This window comes from Priestia sp. P1_B12_1 (assembly GCF_056406695.1).
This window is the reverse complement of record NZ_JBFTZR010000001.1, coordinates 839,983-865,792: the sequence shown is the minus strand read 5'-3', so window position 1 is coordinate 865,792 and position 25,810 is coordinate 839,983. Positions and strand designations below refer to the sequence as shown.

Sequence of the window (25,810 nt, the reverse complement as noted above, 5' to 3'; positions counted from 1 at the left end):
AGGAGAATATAGATGCAGCGGACAGTAGCAGACTACAAAGTATTGTTAAAAGAATATGACTTAGATGTTGACTTTATTGAAGACTATGGAAAAGTAAAAAAAGTCTATACGAAAACCGGCGTGTTTGCGCTTAAAGAAATAGCGAATCATCAAGAACGAAATCAAAACTTCATTCAAAAGCTGCAGAACGTTTATCAAAAAGGATGGATGGGATTTGTCCCTATTTATCAAACGAAGCGTTCTCAGCCCATTGTTTCAGATGAAAGCGGCTCGTATTACTTAATGCCGTGGCTCCCAAATAATCCGACCGAAGAGCGTGATATTCGATATCATAAATTATTTCAAGAGCTTGCTAAGCTTCACGGCGCTTCGGCGCAGGAAGTAGAAGTGAAAAAAGAAGATATAGAAAATCATTACACATCGATGAAAGAAACGTGGGAAAAGCGTCAGGAAGAGTTGAAGCAGTATGTAGCAGAATGCGAGAAAAAAATCTATATGTCCCCGTTTGAATTGCATTACTGTACGTTTTATTATGAAATGACAAGAGCGCTTGAATTTGGTTTTGGAAAGCTCGATCAGTGGAACGATGAAATGGAAGAAAAGGAAAAGATCCGGCTGGTTACTTCTCATGGAAAGCTATCGGCTAAACATTTTATCTATGACGAGCGGGGAAATGGTTTTTTTATTAATTTTGAACATGCAAAAGATGCTTCACCTATTTATGATTTAGTCTCATTTTATTTTCGGACTCTTCGCACATACCCAGTAACGACCTATGACAGCTATGAGTGGTTTAGTACGTATGAAAAACATTTTGCTCTCAGAGAAGAGGAACGGCTGCTTTTACACAGTTATTTGGCGTTTCCAGAGCCCCTGTATCAGTGTATCGTTCAATATAGGCAGCATAAAGAAAGTAAAACAGAGCTTGAACATATGCAGTCATTTATTCGAGCATACTGGCTGACGAAAAACATTGAACAGCTCAATATTAAAATATTTGAAGTAGATCAGCAAAAAAAAATGGCAGCGGAAGCAGCTGCACAAGCCCAAGCGAACGAATAGCGCTTGGGTTTTTAAATCCAGTCGGAATATAAAGCAACCGCTAGTATGGCAAGCAGTGCCAACAACAGTACATCAAAGGTTGTAGGGAAAAATAGTGTACGTATACCTTGAAAAATTGTCAAAGGAACAATAAACTGTCCACAAGCCGCTCCTGCTGTTTTGAGCCACCGCTGCAGTTGATACGAATTTACATTTATTCGTTTCTTCATTTGTACATGCCCCTTTCAATCCACGTGCCCAGGTTAAAGTAAGTATATGAAAAAAGAAAGAAATGGTGCCATTTTTTTAAGTTGGCTCTTCATTTTATTTCCAAAATTAGCGAGCGAATGAAAAAATAAAGAGCAGAACAAAAAAATTATGAATATAATCATAAAAAAATGGAGAAGATTATTGACGATTCAACATTTTTTCATATAGTATAATTAAGAGAAATTCATACATAAATACAGTGAATAGGAAGAGTACGGGATGTTCGTCTTTCAGAGAGAGAAATCAGTTGCTGTGAGATTTCTTAAGAATGTGCACTCGGAATGTCGCCTATGAGTAGCTTTTTTGAACAGCTGCATAGTTCAGTAGAAAAAGCCGGTTAATCAACCGTTATGAAATGAAGTGTATAGGCTTATCAAACGGGATACGTCTATAAAAAAAGGTGGTACCGCGAAATCAACTCCTTTCGTCCTTTTATTAGGAAAGGAGTTTTTTTATGTTTATAAAAGCTTTACACAGTTTCTAAAGACTGAAACTTTATATTATGGAGGTATACATTATGTCTGAAAAAGAAGTGACTCTTCCAACGAAGTATGATCCAAAAGCCGTTGAAGAAAATCGTTATCAGTATTGGTTAGACGGGAAGTTTTTTGAAGCAACAAATGACCCTGAAAAAGAGCCATATACAATTGTAATTCCACCCCCAAACGTAACGGGTAAGCTGCATTTAGGCCACGCTTGGGATACAACGTTACAAGACATCTTAACGCGTATGAAGCGTATGCAAGGCTATGACGTTTTATGGCTTCCTGGCATGGACCATGCGGGGATTGCAACGCAGGCAAAAGTAGAAGAAAAGCTTCGCAGCGAAGGGAAAAGCCGCTACGATCTAGGCCGCGAAAATTTTGTGGCCGAAACGTGGAAATGGAAAGAAGAATATGCAAGCTTTATTCGCCAGCAGTGGTCGAAGCTAGGACTTGGCTTAGACTATTCACGCGAGCGCTTCACGCTTGATGAAGGCCTTTCTAAAGCAGTGCGCGAAGTATTCGTAACGCTTTACAAAAAAGGGTTAATCTATCGCGGAGAATATATTATTAACTGGGATCCAGCTACGAAAACAGCTCTTTCAGACATCGAGGTTATTTACAAAGATGTACAAGGTGCGTTTTATCATATGCGCTATCCGTTGGCAGATGGTTCTGGACATATCGAAATCGCAACAACTCGTCCTGAAACAATGCTAGGAGATACGGCTGTAGCTGTTCACCCTGAAGATGATCGCTATAAGCACTTAATTGGCAAAAAGGTTGTCCTTCCGATTGTAGGTCGTGAAATTCCAATCGTAGGCGATGATTATGTAGATATGGAATTCGGTTCTGGTGCGGTAAAAATTACGCCTGCTCATGACCCGAACGATTTTGAAATTGGAAACCGTCATAATTTAGAGCGTATTTTAGTGATGAATCAAGATGGTACGATGAATGACAAAGCAGGTAAATATGAAGGAATGGATCGTTTTGCTTGCCGTAAGCAAATTGTTAAAGACCTTCAAGAAGACGGTGTATTGTTCAACATTGAAGACCACATGCATTCAGTAGGTCACAGTGAACGAAGCGGCGCCGTTGTTGAACCTTATTTATCAACTCAGTGGTTTGTAAAAATGCAGCCTTTAGCAGATAAAGCAGTAGATCTTCAAAAACAAGAAGAAAAAGTAAACTTTGTGCCTGATCGTTTTGAAAAGACATACTTACACTGGATGGAAAATATTCGCGACTGGTGTATTTCGCGTCAGCTTTGGTGGGGACACCGCATTCCAGCTTGGTATCATAAAGAAACTGGAGAAGTATACGTAGATCATGAGGCTCCAGCAGATATCGAAAACTGGGAACAAGATTCAGATGTATTAGACACATGGTTCAGTTCAGCGCTATGGCCATTCTCAACAATGGGCTGGCCTGATGTGGATGCAGCTGATTTCAAACGTTACTACCCAACAAACGTGCTTGTAACGGGCTACGATATTATTTTCTTCTGGGTATCTCGCATGATTTTCCAAGGTCTTGAATTTACGGGTAAACGTCCGTTTGACGATGTACTCATTCACGGTCTTGTACGAGATGCTGAAGGTCGTAAAATGAGTAAATCACTTGGTAACGGTGTAGATCCAATGGAAGTAATCGAGAAATACGGTGCAGATTCTCTTCGCTACTTCTTATCTACAGGAAGCTCACCAGGACAAGATTTACGCTTCAGCTTTGAAAAAGTCGAAGCGACGTGGAACTTTGCAAATAAAATTTGGAATGCTTCTCGTTTTGCATTAATGAATATGGACGGCATCACATTTGAAGAGCTTGATTTATCAGGCGAAAAGTCTGTTGCTGATAAATGGATTTTAACGCGCTTAAATGAAACGATTGAGCACGTAACAAAATTAGCTGACAAATATGAATTCGGTGAAGTTGGACGTATTCTCTATAACTTTATTTGGGATGATTTCTGCGATTGGTACATTGAAATGGCTAAACTTCCTCTTTACGGAGAAGATGAAGCAGCTAAAAAGACAACTCGCTCAATTTTAGCTTATGTACTTGATAACACAATGCGACTTTTACATCCATTCATGCCGTTTATTACCGAAGAAATTTGGCAAAGCTTGCCGCATGAAGGCGAATCAATTACAGTAGCTAAATGGCCGGAAGTAAGCCCTGAGCTTTCTGATAAAGAAGCAGCTAACGATATGCGTTTACTTGTAGATATTATCCGTGCTGTTCGTAACATTCGTGCTGAAGTGAACACGCCGATGAGCAAACAAGTAAAATTATTTATCAAAGCTAAAGATGAAAATATTCAAAGCCAGCTCGAAAAGAACCGTGCGTATGTAGAACGTTTCTGTAATCCAAGTGAGCTTGTGATTTCAACAGAGGTTTCATTAGACGAAAAAGCGATGACTGCTGTTGTAACAGGCGCAGAATTAATTTTACCTCTTGAAGGTTTAATTAATATCGAAGAAGAAATCGCGCGTTTAGAAAAAGAATACGACAAGTTAAACAAAGAAGTAGAACGTGTACAAAAGAAATTAAACAACCAAGGCTTTATTGCAAAAGCGCCTGCTAAAGTAGTAGAAGAAGAGCGTGCAAAAGAGCAGGATTATGTTGAAAAACGCGAAGCTGTTCAGTCTCGTATTGCTGAATTACGCGGATAATCAATGGGTTAATGAACCAACAGAAAAAGCGTGGCTTGTATAGCGACGCTTTTTCTCTACATAATAATAGCGATGGAAAAGAAAGGTGAATAAAAGATGATAACGACATATGAAGAAGCGCTTGATTGGATTCATAACAGACTTCGCTTTGGAATCAAGCCGGGGTTAGAACGAATGGAATGGATGCTAGAGCAGCTTGATTTTCCGCAGCAAAATCTAAATGCTATTCATGTTGCTGGGACCAATGGTAAAGGTTCTACCGTTTCTTATTTGCGAAACATGTTGGAAGAAGCAGGGTATAAAGTTGGAACCTTTACTTCTCCTTATATCGAAACATTTAATGAGCGGATCAGCGTGAATGGACAGCCTATTTCAAATGAAGCAATGACCGCTCTTGTTCAGGAAATAAAGCCTGTTGTGGAGCGACTAGAACATACAAGTTTAGGATCAGCAACGGAATTTGAAGTGATTACAGTCATGGCTTTTCTTTATTTCGGCTATCATGAGTCAGTTGACTATGCTGTGTTTGAAACAGGGCTTGGAGGACGGTATGACTCAACAAACGTTGTGAATCCTATGGTGAGTATTATTACAAACATTGGATTTGATCACATGGCAATACTAGGTGATACGGTAGAAGAAATTGCATCAGAAAAAGCGGGGATTATTAAAAAAGAAGTCCCTATTATTACTGGGGCAGAGCAAGTAAAGGCGCTTGATGTCATTACTGAAGAAGCAAAGTCAAAGCAGGCTTCGTTATTTGTATTAGGAAAAGATTTTGACATTAAAAACTATGAGCCCTTAGCAAACGGGGAAGGCTTTGCGTTAAACACGCCGTATGGCATATTTGAAGACTTGAAATTAAATATGCTTGGCTATCATCAAGTGAAAAATGCAGCTTTGGCTCTCATGGCCGTTTGTTATTTAAAAGAAAAGAAAAAGCTTTCTATCTCCAATGAGCAAATGATAAAAGGGATTCAGCATACAAAGTGGAACGGCCGCTTTGAGATAGTAAATGAGCATCCTTTAACGATTATTGATGGGGCTCATAATGCAGAAGGCATTGATAGCTTGTTATCTACTTTACGCCTTCATTATGAAGATCGAAACATTCATTTAGTTTTCAGCTGCTTAAATGATAAAAGCGCTGATCGAATGGTCCAAGAACTTGAAACAATCGCTGCAAGTATTACATTTACGTCGTTTGACTTTCCTCGTGCTCGCGCAGCTGGGGAGCTTTATGAGATGAGTACTCATCATAATAAGCATATGGATGAGGAGTGGAAAGAAGCAATTGCTTACGTAAAGGAAAAGGCAACAGGGGAACAAGACATGGTCGTAATTACAGGGTCTCTGTATTTTATATCAGAAGTGCGGGCTTTTCTTCTAAAATGAGCAAAAGCAGCAAATGACATCTTGCTGCTTTTAACATAATGTGAGGAAGGGATACGGATAATAAGGAAGCACTAAGTTCAAAGTATTGTCACTTTCACCCCCTAGGTAAGTGATATATAATAAACATGTACATCACTAAATAAGGAGATTGTTAACATGAGTAAGAATAATGAAAAAATTGTACCGAAAAGTAATAAAAACTTTACCGGTATTATTCTTACCTTTTCAGTGATAGCGAATGTTATTATTTTACTGCTATTCTTTTCGAATATTGGCTATCAAGGAAAAGTAAGTTTTGATTTGACTATCTTTCCACGGTTAAATGCTATTTTGAATAGTTTTACATTTATTTTTTTAGTTGCAGCGTTGATTTCAATTTTCAGGAAAAATATCAATGCTCATAAAGGTTTTATTTTAGCAGCATTCACTTCCACACTGCTCTTTTTAGTTTCATATTTAACGTTCCACTACATTTCCACAGAAACAGCTACGTTCGGTGGAGAAGGAATCGTTCGTCCCATTTACTTCTTCATTTTGATCACACACAGTTTCCTAGCAGCGATTATTGTTCCGCTGGCACTGTTTGCACTTGTGTGGGGCTGGACAATGCAAGTTGAAAAACATAAAAAAATTGTGCGATGGACAATGCCAATCTGGCTTTATGTAAGTCTTACAGGTGTAATTGTCTACTTATTTATGGCTCCTTACTATTAAAAGACGTCTGCTTTTGCAGACGTTTTTTTATGCTGTTTTTGTTTTTTAGTGGTATAATCCTTATTACCTATAAAAAGTGTGTTTTAAGGAAGGAGGCATACAGAATATGACTTTTATGGGTATTATGATTCAGTTTATTAATAAAGGAGCTGTTTGATACTAATCAATAAAGGAGAGATATTGAAATGGATAAACTGTCAACGAGGAATAAAGGAATTTCTCTAATGAAAGTGATCATAATGGTTATCATAATAGGTCTTCTAGCAGCTTTTCTCATTCCGTTTATTGGCAGCTATTTAAAGGAAAAAGATACATTCCTTCACTCAAAAGAACATCTGCAATTAGTAAACAAGACGCCTGATATGGAAGAAATAGTATGAGTTTAATTTATCTCTATGCATTTGTTTCAGGCATCACGTTAGGTTCATTTTATAACGTAGCAGGCCTTAGAATTCCTCAGAAAAAATCTATTTTGTCTCCAAGATCTCATTGTCCACACTGTTTATACGTTCTTTCTCCACAACAATTAATTCCCATAGTCTCCTACATCAAAAATGCAGGAAAATGTAGTATGTGTCGCAAAAAAATCTCCTTCATCTACCCATTCATAGAATTTTCGACAGGAAGTTTATTTGTATATGCTGTTTTTAGATTGAATACGACGTTAGAGCTGATTGTCATATTAACCTTTGTTTCTTTTTTAACAATTATAGTTGTCTCAGATATAGCCTATATGATTGTCCCAAATAAAGTGCTGCTATTCTTTTTGCCTATCTTTCTTCTTGAGCGTCTTTTCATTCCATTAACTTCGTGGAGTGATTCTTTAATGGGAGGAGGAACCGCATTTTTTCTCCTTTTTCTAATCGCATTTCTCAGCAGAGGAGGGCTTGGAGAAGGAGACATTAAATTGTATGGTCTGATTGGTATTGTGCTTGGAGTAAAGCTTGTTTTGCTATCGCTTTTTTTAGCTATATTAATAGGCGGAACCGTTAGTATAGGAGCGTTATTAATGAAAAAGGCAAAGGTAGGTGTACCAATTCCCTTCGTTCCTTTTATTTTTATAGGGACAATCGCTGCTTATTTTCATGGAAACGAATTGATAGATTGGTATGTTAGCAACTATTTTTATTGAGCTTCAAGTCTTCGACAAATTTAAAATTTCTGTAACTAAATAGCGAAAACCTTTTGTAACAAGACGACAAATGTCTTGTTATTTTTTTTTTCTTCTATGATAGCATGGAAAAAAGTGTATGTTTTATGTCGGTTTACCTCAGCTTGCAACCGGTACTAAGACTACGTTAACTAAAGGCGGTGGGGCAGTGGACAAGCAGGAACGAAAGATTTCAATTAAAATCAACGGTCAATCCAAGGAAGAACAAGCACAAGAAAAAGACGAATTTACGTGGGTTCTTCCGGAACCGTCATCCAAAGATTCTCATGTGGAAGAAAATAAAGTGGTGTTTATTGAAGATGTAAGAAATGAAAAAAAGAAAAAGCCGCGATTACATCCTAAAAATGTTTCGATTAAAACGGTAAACGGGGGTGTGATCAAACGAACAGCTGTGATTGTACTGCTAGCAGTCGGAATAGGCAGCGGCATCGGTATGGTCGGTGTGAAAATGATGACAGGAAGTGAACAGCCTGTAAGCAAAGCACAAACAAGTGAGCAAACGAAAGAAGAAAAAGCTGCTCAAACAGCGTCTACCACTGAAAGTGTTGGTAAAGCTGAAAAGAAAAGCGAACAGGAATCGAAGGGGACGTCAGCTGCTGCTTCTACTTTAGAACCTTTTTCCTTTTACATTGTACAAGCAGGTGCCTTTTCATCAAAAACTGCTGCGAACAAAGCAATGGATAAATGGAAAGAAGAGAACCAAGCAGGCGAGATCTTTTCACCTAAAACCTATTCTCTTGTCGTTGGTGCTGCCACTGGAGAAGAAAAAGCGGAGGCGCTTAGTAAAACGTATAAACAACAAGGTAAAGATGTATATGTAAAGTCTTATGAAATTAAGCCCACTAGCGAATTAGGGAAAAAAGATCAAACGGTTATAACGACAGCGCAGCCGTTTATGGCTAATCTTTTAGATCAATCTGTTAAAGCGATTGAAGGAGAGCGGGTAGCGGATATCAAATCTCTGAAAAAAGAGCTGACAAAAGTTCAGAAAGAAGCGTCAAATGAAGACATTAAAACCATGGTGAGCACCCTTCAAAAAGCTGCGGCTTCTCTTTCTTCATATGAAGACAATAAAAGCAGTAAAAATGCTTGGCTTGCTCAGCGATACGTGTTAAAAGCTCTTCAGCAGTATGAAAGCCTTGTAACGTCTTAACGAGTGAGGTAGTGTAATGCTGCCTCACTTGTTTATTGTCATTTGGAGATGAAATTGCTAAAATAACGGTGTGTCCTTCTTTTTTAAATCAAAATGCAAAGGTGAGATGTATGAAACAAACATTAATTTTAGCCTCAGGCTCCCCTCGTCGAAAAGAATTACTTCAGCAGCTTCACATTCCCTTTACCGTTCACGTTAGTACAATTGAAGAAATCGTCAATCCATCATACACTCCGTCCGAGGTAGTAATGGATTTAGCTAGGCAAAAAGCAGTGGACGTCGCTTCGCATCATAAAGAGGACATTGTCCTAGGTGCCGATACAGTTGTGGTATATGGCAATCGTATTTTAGGAAAACCAAAAACGAAACAAGAAGCGATTGAAACACTTACGATGCTGTCAGGTCAAAAACACCAGGTATTAACTGGAGTAGCGTTCGTATCAAATGCAAAAGTTCATACGTTCTATGAACAAACAGATGTAGAGTTTTGGCCGATTGAACAAGATGAAATCGTACAGTACGTAGAGTCAGGAGAGCCTATGGATAAGGCTGGTTCTTATGGAATTCAAGGTCTCGGTGCTGCGCTAGTTAAAAAAATCGAAGGAGACTATTTCTCCGTGGTGGGCTTGCCGCTCTCCCGAACAATACGTGAGCTAAAACAATACGGTTTCGTCTACTAAAAAGGAGTGGCGAAATTGGATCAATCATTGTTAATTAAAGATTTCCCTCAAGATGAAAGACCTCGAGAGCGCCTTGTGTCAATGGGTGCTTCTAGTCTTTCTAACCACGAGCTTATTGCTATTTTACTGCGCACTGGAACCAAAGATGAATCTGTTCTTCAGCTGTCCAACCGCATATTAACGCATTTTGAAGGTCTTCAACTGTTGCAGCATGCATCGCTTGATGAAATGATGAATATTAAAGGTATCGGACCTGCAAAAGCGATTCAAATTATAGCGGCTATTGAAATAGGTAAGAGGATTGTACAGCGGAAATCTAGTCAGCGATATACCATTCATGGCCCTGAAGACGGAGCTAATTATGTGATGGAAGAAATGCGCGTGCTGTCTCAAGAGCATTTCGTCTGTTTATACCTCAACACGAAAAATCAAGTTCTCCACAAGCAAACCATTTTTATCGGAAGCCTCAATTCATCGATTGTCCATCCAAGGGAAGTATTTAAAGAAGCCTTTCGCCGTTCAGCTGCATCCCTTATTTGTATTCATAATCATCCCTCCGGCGACCCTACTCCCAGCAGAGAAGATATAGAGGTAACGAAGCGCTTAAAAGAGTGCGGATTTATCATAGGAATTGAATTGTTAGATCATTTAATTATCGGAGATCGAAAATATATTAGTTTAAAAGAAAAAGGATACATGTAAGGCTATGCTTTTTAAAATCCTTGGGTTATAATAGTAGTCATGATTTTAAATGACAAGTTCTTTACAATCATTCGTTATTAATAGACAAAGTATGACTTTTTATCATACAATATTTGGCGTTGACATCTATGAAAAAAGTATAGAAAATAAAAAATGTTACTTATGAAATGAAGAAATTGAATTATGGAATTTTTACCTTTGCATTTTGGTAAGAGAAAGGAAGAGACACATGTTTGGAATCGGTACTAGAGACCTTGGAATAGATTTGGGTACTGCAAATACGCTCGTTTATGTAAAAGGAAAAGGAATTGTTGTGCGTGAGCCGTCTGTTGTGGCTTTGCAAACTGATACAAAACAAATCGTTGCGGTAGGTAACGATGCAAAAAATATGATTGGTCGTACACCTGGGAACGTAGTAGCCCTTCGTCCGATGAAAGATGGAGTTATTGCAGATTACGAAACAACTGCGACGATGATGAAATATTACATCAATCAAGCTCAAAAAACAAAAAGTTTGTTTGCGGGTAAGCCGTATGTAATGGTTTGTGTACCTTCTGGCATTACAGCTGTTGAGAAACGTGCCGTTATTGATGCGACTCGTCAGGCTGGCGCGCGTGATGCGTATACAATTGAAGAACCGTTTGCTGCAGCAATCGGCGCCAATCTACCGGTTTGGGAGCCAACGGGAAGTATGGTAGTAGATATTGGTGGAGGAACAACAGAAGTTGCGATTATTTCTTTAGGAGGAATCGTAACATGTCAGTCAATCCGTATCGCTGGGGACGAGATGGATGAAGCGATTATTCAATATATTCGCAAGAATTACAATTTAATGATCGGTGAGCGTACGTCAGAAGCATTAAAAGTAGAAGTCGGTTCTGCCGGAATTCCAGAAGGTATTGAAAACATGGAAATTCGCGGACGTGACTTACTAACAGGTCTACCGAAAACAATCGAAATTTCAGCAGAAGAAATTGCAGAAGCGCTAAAAGACACAGTGGCTTCTATTGTAGATTCAGTAAAAAGTACATTAGAAAAAACACCACCTGAACTTGCGGCAGATATTATGGATCGCGGTATTGTATTAACAGGCGGTGGCGCATTGCTACGTAATTTAGATAAAGTTATTAGTGAAGAAACAAATATGCCGGTTGTCATCGCAGAAGATCCGCTTGACTGTGTTGCAATTGGAACTGGTAAAGCGTTAGAACACATTGATTTATTTAAAAATCGTACAAGCGATTCATATCGCTAAATATTAAGAGGTGTAGATCGTGCCACAATTTTTCTTAAATAAACGTTTAGTTATTTTATTAGTCAGTATTATTGTATTAGTGGCATTGATTGGTTTTTCGTTAAATGGTCGTAAAAATGTAACGTGGCCTGAACAGTTTGTCAAAGATACGGTTGGTCTTGTTCAGGCTACCTTTAATGAACCCGCACAATTTGTAGCGGGTTTCTTTCAGAATGTAGGTGACTTAAAGCGTACATACGAAGAAAACGAGGTATTAAAAGCTCGTTTAGACGAACGCATGCAATTAGAAACGAAAGCCAACGCTTTGCAGCAAGAAAATAAAAAATTAAGAGCACAGCTCGACAAAAAAACGGATTTAAGTCAATACAACCCAATCGAAGCAACAGTTATTGCTCGTAATCCAGACCGTTGGCATGAGGTAATTGCCATTGATAAAGGGACGGTTCATAATGTGCAGGAAAATATGGCTGTTATGACTCCTGAAGGGCTGATTGGTAAAGTGAAGCATGCATCTAAGTTCACATCTACTGTGCAGTTAATTAGTTCATCAGATCGTACAAACCGTGTATCTGCTAAAATTCAGGCTAAAAAAGAAGTGTTTGGTTTAATTGAAGGCTATGATGATAAAGAACAGGCGCTTGTTATGCGTCGTATTCCATTTGATGCTGATATTAAAGAAAAGCAAAAAGTAGTAACGTCTGGTCTAGGACAAGAAGACGGCATTTTCCCTAGCAATCTTCCAATTGGCGTTATCACAAAAATTGAGCCTGATGAATATGGATTAACGAAAAAAGCTTATATCAAACCTGCTGCTGACTTGTATGACCTAGATAACGTAGTTGTAGCTAAAAGAAGTGCGCCCGCTGCTGAAGACGATTTAGGGGCGGAGGAGGCTAACTGATGAAGCGGTTTGTCCTTCCTATTCTCGTGCTTGTCGTTTTTATGTTTGAAAGTATCTTTGTTAATTTTATCGCCATGGCATCACCATGGCGAGACTGGATTCTATCGCCTCACTTTGTTGTAGTGGTACTGGCTTTTATGTCAGTGTATTATCACCCAAAGCAAGCGATGCTATATGGGGTAATCCTTGGATTCATGTACGATATTGCCTTTACGGATGTCTTAGGAGTATACGCGCTTGGATTGCCGGCCGTATGCTATATCGTATCAAAACTAATGAAGATTTTTCAGCAAAATACGCTTATCGTAATCTGCATGTCGCTATTAGCTGTAGCCATTATTGAGTTTTATGTATATGGAATTAATAGCATTATTAATATATCTGATATGACCATTGGTCGCTTCTTGCAAGAGCGATTTTACGCAACCATCATTTTAAATGCCATATTTGCACTCATTTTTGCATTTCCGCTTCAAAGGTGTTTTCAATATTTCGCTAAATTTATCGATGAACGCTGATCGGAACATATATTACGCTTCTCGTTCATGATAGGATAAAAATGCTGATTGAAGAAACGAAAAAAAGGAATTGAGTAAGTCTCTGTCGAAATTATATATTCGTTGAGGTGAGCGTCTTGAATAAACAAAAGCAACAAAATGTGACAATTAAAGGAACAAAAGATGGATTAACGTTGCATCTCAATGATACATGTTCATTTGCAGAGCTTTTGACGGAACTTAAGACGAAGCTTTTGACAAATAAGCATGGCGATGCCGATCAGATCGTCACAGTGTATGTCAAAATCGGAAATCGTTATTTAACTACAGAGCAGGAAACCGAATTGAAGGCGCTCATAGAAGAAAATCAGTATTTAGTAGTTAAACAAATTGATAGTAACGTTATTTTAAAGCAAGATGCAGTCCGAGTAAGAGAAGAAAGTGAATTAGTATCTGTTACAAAGGTAGTTCGTTCAGGACAGGTTCTCCATGTAGAAGGCGATTTGCTTCTAGTCGGAGACGTAAATCCCGGAGGAACCGTTGTAGCTGGAGGAAATTTATTTGTACTAGGTGCTTTAAAAGGGATTGCTCATGCAGGATATCGTGGCAATAAAAACGCCGTTATTGCTGCATCGTTAATGAAACCTTCACAGCTGCGCATTGCTGATATCATTACCCGATCAGAAGAAGAGCGCAGTGAGAAGGAAGAGAATATAATGGAATGTGCATACTTAGATGATAATGATCAAATGGTGATAGATCGCGTGCAAACTTTACCGCATCTAAGACCGAATTTGACCAGGGTAGAAAGGAGAATTTGACAGTGGGAGAGGCTATTGTTGTTACGTCTGGTAAAGGTGGAGTTGGAAAAACAACGACATCAGCCAATTTAGGTACTGCTCTAGCATTAGCTGGAAAGCGCGTGTGTCTAGTAGACACTGATATCGGCTTACGCAACTTGGATGTTGTAATGGGGCTTGAAAATCGTATTATTTATGATCTTGTAGACGTGGTAGAAGGTCGATGCCAACCGCAAAAAGCCTTGATTAAGGACAAGCGTTTTGAATGTTTGTACTTACTTCCTGCTGCTCAAACGAGTGACAAAACAGCTGTTCAACCAGAACAAATGCGAGAGTTAGTTCTTCAGTTAAAGCAAGACTATGACTATGTAGTTATTGATTGCCCAGCTGGTATTGAACAAGGCTATAAGAATGCCGTAGCTGGCGCTGATAAGGCACTCGTTGTGACAACACCGGAAGTTTCAGCTGTTCGTGATGCTGACCGTATTATTGGATTATTGGAGCAAGAGGATATCGAGTCTCCAAAACTGGTTATTAACCGAATCCGTAGTCATATGATGAAAAATGGAGACATGCTGGACGTGGAAGAAATTTCTCAGCTTCTGGCTGTTGATTTAATTGGAATCGTTGCTGACGATGAAAATGTTATTCGTGCTTCTAACAACGGTGAACCAATTGTCATGGACCCATCAAGCAAAGCATCAATTGCATATCGTAATATTGCAAGACGTATTCTAGGTGAAACGGTTCCTCTTCAATCACTAGATGAAGAAGATAAGGGAATGTTTGCACGTATTAAACGATTCTTTGGTGTTCGTTCTTAAAAAGCTTCCGATAGAGGAAGCTTTTTTTATTTGTGTGATTTTGTAGAGTCAAGCTGTCATAAGCTCCACGGACAAGTCATATAGTTGATTATACGATAAGAACAAGGAGAATGATGAATCATGAATCGACGTGCTGATGAAATCCGTAAACGAATTGCTGAGCGTAAGCGAAAACAATTAAATACAACGAAGCGTCTTCCTCAAGAACCTCTTCATACGTCCTTAATGAGTGAAGAAGAAAAGTATGGATCGATGGATTATTCTACGGTTGAATACACACCATCAGCAAAGGAATATCACCCGTTATTTCGAAAAGAACGCTTTTTATTTAAAATTTTAGCTTCAGCCTGCTTAGTGTTAATTGTAGGGATTATGTTCAAGAACGCTTCTCCTACTTTTGAACAGGCCAGAGTGGTGGTTCAACAAACAATGGATAAAGAATTTCAGTTTGCAGCTGTTTCCTCCTGGTACGAAGATAAGTTTGGGAAGCCGTTAACGCTATTGCCGAATAAAGAGTCTAGCAAAACGGAGCAAAGTGTAAGCGGAGAATATGCTACTCCAGCTTCAGGGAAAGTAACGGAAACATTTGCTCAAAGTAAGCAAGGTGTGACGGTTCAAACAGGAGTGGATTCTGTTGTAGAAGCAATGAGTGAAGGTATTGTAAGGTATGTAGGAAAACGTGATGATACTGGGAATACGGTTATTATTCAACATGCGGATGGAACCGAAACTTGGTATGGACAGCTCAAAAAAATCAATGTTAGTATGTATGATTTTGTGAATAAAGGCAAAGAAGTAGGAATTGTGGAAAACAGTAAAAAAGGCGATGCTGGAACATTCTATTTTGCTATTAAAAAAGGCGATAAGTTTGTGGATCCTAGTCAGGTGATTCAATTTGAATAGTGCTTTTTCGTTATTGATGAAAATTCACATTCATCCATTGTTTTGGGGGATTTTCGTAATTGGTATCTTAACGGCTACGGTAAAGCAGCTTTTTTTGTTATTTATTATTGTAATTATTCATGAACTGGGCCACGCCGTAGCGGCTCAGTGTTTTTCTTGGCGGATTCGCAGAATTATGCTCTTACCTTTTGGGGGAGTAGCAGAAGTAGATGAACATGGGAATCGTCCATTTCGAGAAGAGTTTATTGTGACAATAAGTGGACCTCTTCAGCATCTCTGGATGTTTGGAGCTGCTTTCTTATTAATGAAAATAAATGTATTGTCTTTGGAAACGTATGAGCAATTTATGTTTCAATGCACGGTGATTTTACTGTTTAATCTTTTGCCCATTTGGCCATTGGACGGAGGGAAGCTGCTTTTTTTAATTTGCAGTCGGTCTTTACCATTTTTAGAAGCGCATAAGCTTGCGCTCCGGTTATCAACGTTTTTTTTAGCTGTCGGTATTATTTACGCCGTTATTATGCATCCTTTTCAGCTGCACTTATGGATTGTTATTTCATTTTTAATTATATCTGGATATTTAGAATGGAAGAGCAGGCAATTTGTCTACATGCGCTTTTTGTTGGAGAGATATCATGGAAAAGAGCATCCAATTGGAGCTTTAAAAACACTAAGTGTATCAACCAGTGAGACGCTCCATCAAGTTCTGCAAAAATTCCAAAGAGGTTGTAAGCATATGATTATTGCTACATCTCAAACAGGCGAGCATGTACAAATTGATGAAAATGAACTTTTACACGCTTACTTTGTAGAAAAAAGAACAAATAGCCAACTAGACGAACTTGTAACAGTTTACTGATTTCTAGTAACATAGAATAGAATGAAAAAAGTTCGGTTGCACTGACCGAACTTTTTCCTGTGAATTTAGATTAAAGTGAGGCAATGTATGTGAAGGCATGTATTATTAATGCGGCTACTTCTTCAAAACGTATAGCCGTGATAAACGATAAAGCACTAGAAAAAATCTATTTACAAGAACAAAGCGAGAATCAAATTATTGGTGATATATATTGGGGTAAAGTAGTAAAAGTACTGCCGAATATGCAAGCAGCCTTTATCGATATCGGTTTATCAATGAACGGATTTATTCATCGAAATGAACTTGTATCCTATCAGCAGTTAGAGAATCCTCACAAAGATCAGCAGCCGATGTCTGCTTTTATTCGTGAAGGAGAAAAAGTATTGGTTCAAGTTGTAAAAGAAGGCATTGGGACAAAAGGGCCGAAGCTGACGGGTATCATTGAATTTTCTTCTGATGAGCTTGTATATTTACCGCACGGAAACTATGTCGCTGTATCCAAAAAAATAGCGGAGCCAGAACGACAACAGTGGAAACAGCTTGGTGAGCGGTTAAAACAAGGGATGGAAGGCTTTTTATTTCGAACAGCGATTGCAGAAAAATCAGAAGCCGCGGTCCAACATAAAATAAAAGAGCTACAGAAAAAATATGAGCGCCTTGAACGACAGACACAGGGAATGAAAGCTCCTGCCCTAGTCAGCAAAGGACAAGATTTTCTCGAAACAAGAGTGCAAGCTGCACTTCAACAAGGAATTGATGGGATAGTAGTAGATGACTTCGACCTATATCAGCATCTTCAAACTACCTACCCTAACTCATCAATAGAGTACTATAAAGGAAATGAAAATATTTTCTCTTTTTACGATGTGGAACGGCAAATAGAGAAGCTTTTAAAGCGAATCGTGTGGCTCAAAAGCGGAGGCTATATCGTTATTGACGAAACGGAAGCGATGACGGTCGTGGACGTGAACACGGGGAAGTTTTCAGGAAAAGATAATATTCGAAAGACAATGCTTCAAACAAATATGGAAGCTGCGTATGAACTGTCCAAACAGATGCAATTACGTCACTTAGGCGGCATGATCTTAATTGATTTTATAAATATGCCTCATAAAGAAGATCGGACAGAAGTAGAAAGGTATATGAAAAAGCTATGTGAACAAGATGAAGTGCGGACGAATGTAGTTGGCTTTACAGAGCTCGGCATATTGCAATTAACGCGGAAGAAAGTGCGTAATAGTATTGGATCAACACTAACTATGCCTTGTGAAGTATGTGAAGGAACCGGTAAAATGATTGATTCCAAAACGGCTGCTTTTCAAATTGAACGTGTAATTTGGGAACATCGCGGCGCGGAAGAAGAGGCTATTTGGATTGAGACGCGAAGTGATGTTATAAATGAAATGAAGGCTCAAGGATTTCTCAACGCTTTAGAAAAAATGGTAAAAAAAACCGTATATCTTACGCCAAGCGATGATTATACAAACGCATTTGTTTTGCGTCAATTGGGGTCGAATGAGCAGATCCAAAAAAGGGTCTCTGCTTCTATATAAAATTTTAGAAGAAAACATGAATTCCAATTGACACTAACCTTTGATTTGTAGTAAGATTTAATATGTTGGTTTGTAGCACCCGTGCTACAACCGCTCAGAACAGGTTTTAAGTTCACTTGAACACCTGTGATGGCGAGTCTTAGTTTTTAGAGGAGGTGCAGAGAATGTACGCAATTATTGAAACTGGTGGTAAGCAAATTAAAGTAGAGGCTGGTCAAGCAATCTACGTTGAAAAACTTGCTGGTGAACAAGGCGAAACAGTTACTTTTGACAAAGTATTATTTGTAGGTGGCGACAGCGTGAAAGTTGGTGTTCCTTTCGTAGAAGGTGCAACAGTTACGGCTAAAGTTGAAAAACAAGGTCGCGCTAAAAAGATCACTGTATTTAAATACAAAGCAAAGAAAAACTATCGTCGTAAGCAAGGTCACCGTCAACCTTACACAAAAGTTGTAATCGACGCTATCAACGCGTAATTATAACAAATGATTAAGGTGACGATTTCTCGTGATGCAAATAAGAAAGTTGACGGGTTCACGATGAGTGGACATGCTGACTTTTCCGAACACGGAAAAGATCTTGTTTGTGCGGGAGCATCTGCAGTTTCATTTGGAACAATTAATGCTATCTTTTCAATAAGTGGGGTTGAACCGCACTTAGAGCAAGGTGGAGATGGTGGGTATCTCCGTTGTGAGATTCCAAAAGATGTGGATTCGTTCACATTGGAACAGATTCAATTGCTATTAGAAGGTATGGTTGTTTCACTGAAAACGATCGAATTAGATTACAGTAATTATATAAAAATTAACGACAACTAAACAGGAGGTGGATGTCATGTTAGTAAGATTAGACCTTCAATTCTTCGCTTCTAAAAAAGGAGTAGGTAGTACTAAAAACGGTCGTGATTCAATCTCGAAACGTCTTGGTGCTAAACGTGCTGATGGCCAATTCGTATCTGGTGGTTCAATTTTATACCGTCAACGCGGTACTAAAATTTACCCAGGTGCAAACGTAGGTCGTGGTGGAGATGATACTTTATTCGCTCAAATCGACGGTATCGTTAAATTTGAACGTTTCGGTCGTGACCGTAAAAAAGTATCTGTATACCCTGTTGCTCAAGAAGCATAAGATACAAAAAGAAAACTCTAACCCAAGTAGGTTAGAGTTTTCTTTTTGTAGAATATTTCACCTATTACCCATTGGAATTTGTTATAATCGAACATATCTAAGAAGATTGATACGAGATGTTTGTCAGCATTGTGAAATACTTATGCTCGAGTCAAAGTTAGGAGTGCTAAGATGGAAAAAGAATGGGATGTCGTAGAGGTATTAAGATACGCGCGGCATGATTGGTTAAATAAGCTGCAATTAATCAAAGGCAATCTAGCGTTGAATCGGCTTGATCGAGCGAATGAAATCATTGAAGAAATTGTAAATGAATCCAAACATGAATCCAAGTTAACAAACATCAATATGCGACTGTTTGCGGGCTTTGTTATGACCTATCATTGGAATAACCATGCTGTTCGCTTAGATGTGGAAGTGCTCGGAGAATTGAAGGATTTATCACAATACGATGAGTTCGTATACAACTGGTGTTGCTATTTGACAGAAGCACTCGAAAAATATGTTGATTATCATGCAGAAAACTATTTGAGTATTTCAGTATGCATTGAAGAACAGGGAATTCGTTTCTTTTTTGACTTTAGTGGAATACTAACAGATATACAGAAGCTACAAAACAAGCTACAATGTTATGAGTGCGCTCAAGGAGTTGCATTGGTTGAACAGCATATGTCTGAAGATGAATTTAGCCTTATGCTCACAATAAGTTAACAGCGCTTTTGCTATTGCAGGAGCTAAGATATAGAACGGAGTGAAAAATAAATGTTTGTAGATCAGGTCAAGGTATATGTAAAAGGTGGCGACGGAGGAAATGGAATGGTTGCCTTTCGTCGCGAAAAGTACGTACCAAAAGGAGGTCCTGCAGGTGGTGACGGTGGTCACGGTGCAGATGTCATCTTTGAAGTAGAAGAAGGATTGCGTACGCTGATGGATTTCCGCTATAAGCGTCACTTTAAAGCAAGCCGTGGTGAACATGGAATGTCAAAAGGACAGCACGGACGTAACGCTGAGCCGATGGTTGTAAAAGTTCCACCAGGTACGGTTGTGTTAGATGAAGATACGAACGAAACGATTGCTGATTTAGTTGAGCACGGCCAGCGCGCAGTGATTGCTAAAGGTGGACGCGGAGGGCGTGGGAATACGCGTTTTGCTACACCTGCAAATCCAGCACCGGAGCTTTCAGAAAATGGAGAGCCAGGTAAAGAGAGAAATGTAATTCTTGAATTAAAAGTATTAGCCGATGTAGGATTAGTTGGTTTTCCAAGTGTTGGAAAGTCGACGTTATTATCCGTAACGTCTGCTGCAAAGCCAAAAATTGCTGAATATCATTTTACAACAATTAATCCGAATTTAGGAGTAGTTGAAACAGAAGATAATCGCAGTTTTGTGATGGCAGATTTACCAGGGCTAATCGAAGGTGCACATGAAGGTGTAGGATTAGGTCATCAGTTTTTACGTCACATTGAACGTACCCGCGTTATTGTCCATGTAATCGATATGTCAGGTTTAGAAGGCCGCGATCCATATGAAGATTACTTAACTATTAATGAAGAGCTGCGTCAATATAATATGCGTTTAACTGAACGTCCGCAAGTAGTGGTAGCAAATAAAATGGATATCCCGCAAGCTGAAGAGAATCTAGCTGCATTCAAAGAAAAAGTAGGAGGCGAAGTGAAAGTCTTCCCAATTTCTGCAGCAACGCGTAATGGAATCCGCGAACTGTTATTTACAGTAGCTGATCTTGTAGAAACTACGCCGGAATTCCCAATGCAAGAAGAGGAAGATCTATCTATGCACCGCGTATTGTACAAGCATGAAAAGAAAGAAGTGGAATTTGTTATTACGCGTGATAGCGATGGCTCATACGTATTAAGCGGTGAAAAAATCGAAAAATTATTCAAGATGACCGACTTCTCACGTGAAGAATCCGTTCGTCGATTTGCGCGTCAGCTTCGAGGCATGGGCGTCGATGAAGCCCTTCGTGAACGAGGAGCAAAAGATGGCGATATTGTAAAGCTGTTTGAATATGAATTTGAATTTATTGACTAATTGTTGTTCATAGGATAAGGGGAGGGGCTTTACTTGCATAAGAGCGATAAGCAGTTTTATTTAGTTCGCGAAGATGTATTACCAGAAGCGATGAAAAAAACATTGGATGCGAAGCTGTTAATTGAACGGGGAAAAGCTGAATCGGTAGCAGATGCTGTACAAGCCGTAGACTTGAGTCGCAGTGCTTTTTATAAGTACCGCGATACGGTCTTTCCGTTTCAGACGGTTGTCAAACAGCGAATTATTTCACTATTTTTTCATATTGAAGATCGATCAGGAACTTTATCACATTTATTGAGCACCGTTGCATCATCGGGATGCAATGTGTTAACGATTCACCAAACCATCCCTTTACAAGGGCGTGCCAACGTAACTCTTTCATTAGATACAGCAAGCATGAATGTTGAATTAAATGAAATGCTGCGAAGACTGAAAAGCTTAGAGTTTGTAGATAAAGTGGACGTGCTTGGTTCAGGGGCATAATGGCAAACAGATATAGATAAGGAGAGGCATGATTGTGGGGAAAGTAGGATATTTAGGACCAAAGGCAACATTTACACATGTAGCCGTCCAAGGCGTATTTAAACAGCACGACCATATTCCATACAAAACAATTCCAGCATGCATTGATGCAGTGGATAACGGAGAAATTGAGTATGGAATTGTACCGTTAGAAAATGCACTTGAAGGATCTGTAAATTTAACACTTGATTATCTTATTCATGAACGTCGTCTGCCGATTGTTGGGGAAATTGTGCTTCCGATTCGTCAGCATTTAATGGTTCATCCATCTCGTGCAGAACAGTGGAAAAACATTGAAACGATTTATTCTCATCCTCATGCAATTGCGCAGTGTCATAAATTTTTACACGGAGAATGTACGTCAACTGCAGTAGAAGAGATGACATCAACGGCGTTTGCTGCGAAGTATGTAAGCGAACACCCTGAGCTTAATATTGGAGCTATTGCGAATGGGTTAGCAGCCCATGAATATGGATTACATATTGCCTGCCCGAACATTCATGATTATGATCATAATACAACAAGATTTGTTATTTTGCATAAAGATGGAGCGCAAGAGGTGCCATTTTTAGCTGGAAACGGGTGCAAGACAACGTTAATGATTACACTTCCATCTGATCAGGCAGGAGCGCTTCATCAAGTGCTTTCAGCCTTCTCCTGGCGTAAGCTAAATCTGTCTAAAATTGAATCCCGTCCTATGAAAACAGGCCTTGGAAACTATTTCTTTATCGTTGATATTGAACAAAAAATGGATGAAGTATTAATCCCTGGGGCTATGGCTGAACTTGAGGCACTAGGCTGTAGCGTAGAGCTTTTAGGAAGCTATCCCCATACACTACTTGAAACAGAAATCCCGCTTTAAAGCGGGATTTTTTTTGTTATAACACCTTTTTATTCATTCGAAACTAAATAGCCTTCCGCTTCAAGAGCTAAGCAGGCAGCATTCAGTTTTTCAATTGTATCTGCTTCAATCGTATGAAGGTGAATCCCATCTGTTAGCTGAGATAAATAAGTTGCGTTTGTTTCTTGAATTTTTTCTATAAACGTTTCTACTTCTTTTCGGGTTTGAATCATAACGGAAGCCGTTAATTCACCATACACAGGGTGTTCAACGGTTACATCTTTTACGAGAACGCCGTGGTCAACAAGCAGGAGAAGCTCCTTTTCAGCATCTTCTGGCGTATGCTGACAGGCAATAATTCGCTGATGCACGGTAGTTTGAGATGGATTTTGAATGTAAATATATCCTTGGCTTGTTGCGATAATGGGCTCATTTTTAGCTTTAAGCAGCGAAATATCTTGTACAATGACTTGGCGGCTAACGTTCGTTCGTTTCGAAAGCTCACTGCCTGTCATTGGTTTATTCTCTGTTTTTAACCATTGTAGAATAAGTTCTCTTCTTTCTTCTCCAAGAATTTTCTTTTGAGTTTCTGGCACCTTTAATCCCTCCTTTTACACTTTCATAAATTCTTGCTGTAATAAATGAAAAACGGATATGAGTCGATCAATATGCTTAAACGTTGAATGTTGACTGAATGAAATACGGACAAAATTCTTAGCATTCGCAGTTGATTTGCCAATCGCAAGTAGAGAAGCTAATGGTTCCTGCTGATTTACCTGACAGGCACTTCCCGTAGAGATAGCAATTCCGTGACGATTACATTGTAACATAACATATTGACCCTGTATGTTTGAAAACGTCAGTCCCATAATTCCAGGAAAATGAGAGTTCCCAAGGCCTTCTACTTCTATAAAAGGAGCAAGAGGCTCTAGGTTTTCTAGTAAGTACGATTTTAAGCGCTCATAATGGCTTTGAACGGTCTTCATTTCTGCATATGCGTATTCAGCTGCTGCAGTAAAGGCAGCAATGCCCGCTGTATTTACAGTCCCAGGGCGAAAGCCTTTTTCATGAGTTGCTTTATGGTAAATAGGCTTCCAAGAAGAACTTGAATTCATGTATACCATTCCTACACCTTTTGGTCCGTAAATTTTATGACTAGAGACTGAGATGCTATCAGCTTTGAGCTTTTTAACATCAATAGGAAGCTTACCAAAAGATTGAACACAATCACAGTGAAAGAGAATTTCTTTTTTAGATAAAAAATGGCCAATATCCTCAACTGGCTGAATTGTACCCAGCTCATGATTGATGTGCTGAATGGCTACTAGCACAGTATCAGGTCGAAGCGTCTTCTTTAAGTCGTCTACAGACACAACTCCGTTTTGATCTACAGGTACGTAAGATAGGGAAAATCCTTCTTTTTCAAGCTGCTGCAACGTATGAAGCACCGAAGAATGTTCAAGTTTCGTTGTCACTATATGTTTTCTTTCATCATTTTTTCCTTTTAAAAGAGAACGAATAGCTAAGTAATTAGCTTCTGTTCCCCCGCTTGTAAAAAAAAGATCATCCTCTCGACAATTTACTAACAGGCTTAATTTTTTTCTGCATAGCGTAAGTAAATTTTCTGCTTGTGTTCCAAGTGTGTGAAGACTGCTGGAGTTTCCATAATAGCTTGTTGCCGCTTCAGTATATACTTCAATTGCTTCTTGTCTCATTGGCGTTGTTGCTGCATAGTCCAGATAAATCATTTTCTCCCTCCGATAAAAAAACTTCTTGTCTTTCATTTAATAATATGTAAATATAGGTGTCAAGACACATGTAAATAAAGAGGTGTAAAATGTTAGAGACGGATGTTTTAATTATTGGAAGCGGATTAGCAGCGTTTTCTGCAGCTTATGAACTGTGTCGTCATAACAGAGTTGTAATGGTAACGAAAGGGAAAATTGACCGCAATAACTCAGTTCTTGCTCAAGGCGGAGTAGCAGCTGCTATTGGAAGCAGCGATCACTGGAGTGAACATCTCTATGATACGTTGGTTGCGGGCAATAAGCATTGCAATGAACAAGCGGTACGCACTTTAGTGGAAGAAGGTGCGGCTGTAGTAAATGAATTGATTCATAAAGGAATGAAGTTTGATAAAAATCCAGATGGTACGCTGCATTTTGGAAAAGAAGGAGCCCATCGTACGAATCGTATTCTCCATGCAGGTGGGGATGCAACAGGACAAGCGCTGTTCGCTTTTTTGAAAAAAGAAGTACTGCCATATATTACAGTCATTGAAAACGAAATGATTCAGCATTTAATAACTGTAGATGGAACGTGCAGAGGTGCTATCGGACAAGGTGAAAACAACAAAATTACTATATATCATGCTCGTCAAACGGTTATTGCTACCGGAGGAATCGGCGCTTTGTACAAGCATACATCCAACCAGCCGCTTGCGACGGGAGATGGGCTAGCGCTTGCGTACAGGGCTGGAGCAAAATTAGCGGACTTAGAATTTGTTCAGTTTCATCCGACGCTTTTGTATCAAAATGAAGCGAAAGGTCTAGTATCCGAAGCGGTTCGAGGTGAAGGTGGCGTACTGGTAAATGAATGGAATGAACGCATAATGGAAGGCGTTCATCCCTTTAAGGATTTAGCACCGCGAGATGTTGTAGCAAGGACAATTTTTAATGAAATAAAAAAAGGAAGATCCATATTTTTAGACATTGAAAAAGTGGCTCATTTCCAACAAAAATTTCCTACGATTACGGCACTGTGTCGGAAGTATAAAATTCAACTGGACAAAAAACGAATACCTGTTACTCCAGGCGCACATTTTTTAATGGGTGGAATTGAAGTAGATGGTTACGGACAAACAAGCGTTGAAGGATTGTATGCCGTGGGGGAAGTTTCTTCTACAGGCGTTCATGGAGCAAATCGTCTAGCAAGCAATTCATTGTTAGAGTGTCTTGTATTTGGAAAACGGACAGGGCGTCATATTTTACATAAAGCGAGAACGATATCTCGTTATCCCCCCGTCCGTTACGTCTATAAAGACGTGCCTAAAACACTGCCTGCCACAAGACAAATTCAGCATAAAATGATGGATTGTGTAGGAATCATTCGTCATGAAAACGAATTGGCTACTATTGTGCATGAATTCACAAATTATCTGGATGGAATACCTCTTGACCAAGAAGTTATATATTCGAGGAAAGCTGCGACCATCTGCAATATGCTAACTGCAGGTCTGCTTATTGCCGAGTCCTCTCTTGCAAGAAAAGAAAGTAGAGGAGGTCATTACCGAAGTGACTTTCCGCATGAAAACCAAGAATGGGAGCATAAGCGAATTATTAAGCAGTCTGCTGCTTCAACAAAACAATCATTGATTTTATAAGCAAGAAAATCTAAAA

The 25,810-nt window shown here is 39.1% G+C and carries 28 protein-coding genes and 2 other annotated features; of the genes, 25 read left to right on the top strand and 3 right to left on the bottom strand.

Annotated features, from left to right (window positions below; genetic code table 11):
* Window positions 1–12 precede the first annotated feature (12 nt).
* Window positions 13–1,062 (top strand): spore coat protein YsxE, encoded by a 1,050-nt coding sequence (gene ysxE / locus AC1D0Y_RS04550; protein ID WP_028410558.1) that lies wholly within the window; start codon window positions 13–15, stop codon window positions 1,060–1,062.
* Between the two features lie 11 nt (window positions 1,063–1,073).
* Here the strand turns inward: ysxE and AC1D0Y_RS04545 are convergent, their stop codons facing one another.
* Window positions 1,074–1,271: a hypothetical protein gene (locus tag AC1D0Y_RS04545; protein WP_013059354.1), complete on the bottom strand. Its 198-nt coding sequence runs from the start codon at window positions 1,269–1,271 to the stop codon at window positions 1,074–1,076.
* Between the two features lie 230 nt (window positions 1,272–1,501).
* Window positions 1,502–1,746: a binding site (T-box leader), on the top strand.
* Window positions 1,747–1,828: 82 nt separating this feature from the next.
* Here AC1D0Y_RS04545 and AC1D0Y_RS04540 point away from each other — a divergent pair.
* The 23 genes from AC1D0Y_RS04540 to pheA all read left to right on the top strand — a co-directional run bounded on the left by AC1D0Y_RS04540 (window position 1,829) and on the right by pheA (window position 22,433).
* Window positions 1,829–4,471, top strand: coding sequence for a valine--tRNA ligase (locus tag AC1D0Y_RS04540; protein WP_098331509.1), 2,643 nt, complete (start codon window positions 1,829–1,831; stop codon window positions 4,469–4,471).
* A gap of 96 nt (window positions 4,472–4,567) precedes the next feature.
* Window positions 4,568–5,866, top strand: coding sequence for a bifunctional folylpolyglutamate synthase/dihydrofolate synthase (locus tag AC1D0Y_RS04535; RefSeq protein WP_028410560.1), 1,299 nt, complete (start codon window positions 4,568–4,570; stop codon window positions 5,864–5,866).
* Window positions 5,867–6,022: 156 nt separating this feature from the next.
* Entirely contained in the window at window positions 6,023–6,580 is a 558-nt protein-coding gene (locus tag AC1D0Y_RS04530; RefSeq protein WP_013059351.1) for a DUF420 domain-containing protein, read from the top strand.
* A 185-nt stretch (window positions 6,581–6,765) separates the two neighbouring features.
* Window positions 6,766–6,960 carry a hypothetical protein gene (locus tag AC1D0Y_RS04525; protein ID WP_060745455.1) on the top strand — a complete coding sequence of 65 codons (195 nt, stop codon included), beginning with the start codon at window positions 6,766–6,768 and terminating at the stop codon, window positions 6,958–6,960.
* Entirely contained in the window at window positions 6,957–7,712 is a 756-nt protein-coding gene (locus AC1D0Y_RS04520) for a prepilin peptidase (RefSeq protein ID WP_028410562.1), read from the top strand. The genes AC1D0Y_RS04525 and AC1D0Y_RS04520 overlap by 4 nt, the downstream gene beginning before the upstream one ends.
* Before the next feature lie 118 nt (window positions 7,713–7,830).
* Window positions 7,831–8,904: an SPOR domain-containing protein gene (locus AC1D0Y_RS04515; RefSeq protein ID WP_286127770.1), complete on the top strand. Its 1,074-nt coding sequence runs from the start codon at window positions 7,831–7,833 to the stop codon at window positions 8,902–8,904.
* Between the two features lie 110 nt (window positions 8,905–9,014).
* On the top strand, window positions 9,015–9,584 hold the full coding sequence (locus AC1D0Y_RS04510; protein ID WP_013059347.1) for a Maf family protein: 570 nt from the start codon (window positions 9,015–9,017) through the stop codon (window positions 9,582–9,584).
* Window positions 9,585–9,599: 15 nt separating this feature from the next.
* The gene (gene radC, locus AC1D0Y_RS04505; protein WP_013059346.1) at window positions 9,600–10,286 is read left to right on the top strand and encodes a RadC family protein; all 687 of its coding nucleotides are present in this window, start codon (window positions 9,600–9,602) and stop codon (window positions 10,284–10,286) included.
* Between the two features lie 229 nt (window positions 10,287–10,515).
* A complete protein-coding gene (locus AC1D0Y_RS04500) occupies window positions 10,516–11,541 on the top strand; it encodes a rod shape-determining protein (RefSeq protein ID WP_013059345.1) in 1,026 nt (341 codons plus the stop codon).
* Window positions 11,542–11,560: 19 nt separating this feature from the next.
* On the top strand, window positions 11,561–12,442 hold the full coding sequence (mreC, locus tag AC1D0Y_RS04495) for a rod shape-determining protein MreC (RefSeq protein WP_013059344.1): 882 nt from the start codon (window positions 11,561–11,563) through the stop codon (window positions 12,440–12,442).
* Entirely contained in the window at window positions 12,442–12,960 is a 519-nt protein-coding gene (mreD, locus tag AC1D0Y_RS04490; protein ID WP_028410564.1) for a rod shape-determining protein MreD, read from the top strand. Before mreC ends, mreD begins: the two co-directional genes overlap by 1 nt.
* Window positions 12,961–13,076: 116 nt before the next feature.
* Window positions 13,077–13,760: a septum site-determining protein MinC gene (gene minC / locus AC1D0Y_RS04485; protein ID WP_013059342.1), complete on the top strand. Its 684-nt coding sequence runs from the start codon at window positions 13,077–13,079 to the stop codon at window positions 13,758–13,760.
* A gap of 2 nt (window positions 13,761–13,762) precedes the next feature.
* Window positions 13,763–14,563 (top strand): septum site-determining protein MinD, encoded by an 801-nt coding sequence (gene minD, locus AC1D0Y_RS04480; RefSeq protein WP_013059341.1) that lies wholly within the window; start codon window positions 13,763–13,765, stop codon window positions 14,561–14,563.
* 120 nt (window positions 14,564–14,683) lie between these two features.
* Complete coding sequence (locus tag AC1D0Y_RS04475; RefSeq protein WP_028410565.1) at window positions 14,684–15,466, top strand: M23 family metallopeptidase; 783 nt, start codon at window positions 14,684–14,686, stop codon at window positions 15,464–15,466.
* Complete coding sequence (locus AC1D0Y_RS04470; protein ID WP_050688563.1) at window positions 15,459–16,325, top strand: M50 family metallopeptidase; 867 nt, start codon at window positions 15,459–15,461, stop codon at window positions 16,323–16,325. Before AC1D0Y_RS04475 ends, AC1D0Y_RS04470 begins: the two co-directional genes overlap by 8 nt.
* Before the next feature lie 83 nt (window positions 16,326–16,408).
* Complete coding sequence (locus tag AC1D0Y_RS04465; RefSeq protein ID WP_221840672.1) at window positions 16,409–17,878, top strand: Rne/Rng family ribonuclease; 1,470 nt, start codon at window positions 16,409–16,411, stop codon at window positions 17,876–17,878.
* Window positions 17,879–17,956: 78 nt separating this feature from the next.
* Window positions 17,957–18,028, top strand: a sequence feature (ribosomal protein L21 leader region).
* A gap of 14 nt (window positions 18,029–18,042) precedes the next feature.
* Entirely contained in the window at window positions 18,043–18,351 is a 309-nt protein-coding gene (gene rplU / locus AC1D0Y_RS04460; protein ID WP_013059337.1) for a 50S ribosomal protein L21, read from the top strand.
* A 9-nt stretch (window positions 18,352–18,360) separates the two neighbouring features.
* Window positions 18,361–18,693, top strand: coding sequence for a ribosomal-processing cysteine protease Prp (locus AC1D0Y_RS04455; RefSeq protein WP_013059336.1), 333 nt, complete (start codon window positions 18,361–18,363; stop codon window positions 18,691–18,693).
* A 16-nt stretch (window positions 18,694–18,709) separates the two neighbouring features.
* The gene (rpmA, locus tag AC1D0Y_RS04450) at window positions 18,710–19,003 is read left to right on the top strand and encodes a 50S ribosomal protein L27 (protein ID WP_013059335.1); all 294 of its coding nucleotides are present in this window, start codon (window positions 18,710–18,712) and stop codon (window positions 19,001–19,003) included.
* Window positions 19,004–19,174: 171 nt separating this feature from the next.
* On the top strand, window positions 19,175–19,711 hold the full coding sequence (locus tag AC1D0Y_RS04445; RefSeq protein WP_013085118.1) for a Spo0B C-terminal domain-containing protein: 537 nt from the start codon (window positions 19,175–19,177) through the stop codon (window positions 19,709–19,711).
* Window positions 19,712–19,762: 51 nt separating this feature from the next.
* Entirely contained in the window at window positions 19,763–21,049 is a 1,287-nt protein-coding gene (gene obgE, locus AC1D0Y_RS04440; protein WP_217598409.1) for a GTPase ObgE, read from the top strand.
* Window positions 21,050–21,082: 33 nt separating this feature from the next.
* Window positions 21,083–21,532: an ACT domain-containing protein gene (locus tag AC1D0Y_RS04435; protein ID WP_013059332.1), complete on the top strand. Its 450-nt coding sequence runs from the start codon at window positions 21,083–21,085 to the stop codon at window positions 21,530–21,532.
* A gap of 28 nt (window positions 21,533–21,560) precedes the next feature.
* Window positions 21,561–22,433 carry a prephenate dehydratase gene (gene pheA, locus AC1D0Y_RS04430; protein WP_028410569.1) on the top strand — a complete coding sequence of 291 codons (873 nt, stop codon included), beginning with the start codon at window positions 21,561–21,563 and terminating at the stop codon, window positions 22,431–22,433.
* A 29-nt stretch (window positions 22,434–22,462) separates the two neighbouring features.
* On the opposite strand, the gene AC1D0Y_RS04425 is transcribed toward pheA, so the two are convergent.
* Both AC1D0Y_RS04425 and AC1D0Y_RS04420 read right to left on the bottom strand, forming a co-directional pair.
* Window positions 22,463–23,008 (bottom strand): transcription repressor NadR, encoded by a 546-nt coding sequence (locus tag AC1D0Y_RS04425; protein ID WP_028410570.1) that lies wholly within the window; start codon window positions 23,006–23,008, stop codon window positions 22,463–22,465.
* Between the two features lie 15 nt (window positions 23,009–23,023).
* Entirely contained in the window at window positions 23,024–24,160 is a 1,137-nt protein-coding gene (locus tag AC1D0Y_RS04420) for an IscS subfamily cysteine desulfurase (RefSeq protein ID WP_060745450.1), read from the bottom strand.
* Between the two features lie 89 nt (window positions 24,161–24,249).
* Between AC1D0Y_RS04420 and nadB the strand changes: the two genes are divergently transcribed.
* The gene (gene nadB, locus AC1D0Y_RS04415; RefSeq protein WP_060745449.1) at window positions 24,250–25,794 is read left to right on the top strand and encodes an L-aspartate oxidase; all 1,545 of its coding nucleotides are present in this window, start codon (window positions 24,250–24,252) and stop codon (window positions 25,792–25,794) included.
* Window positions 25,795–25,810: the final 16 nt, after the last annotated feature.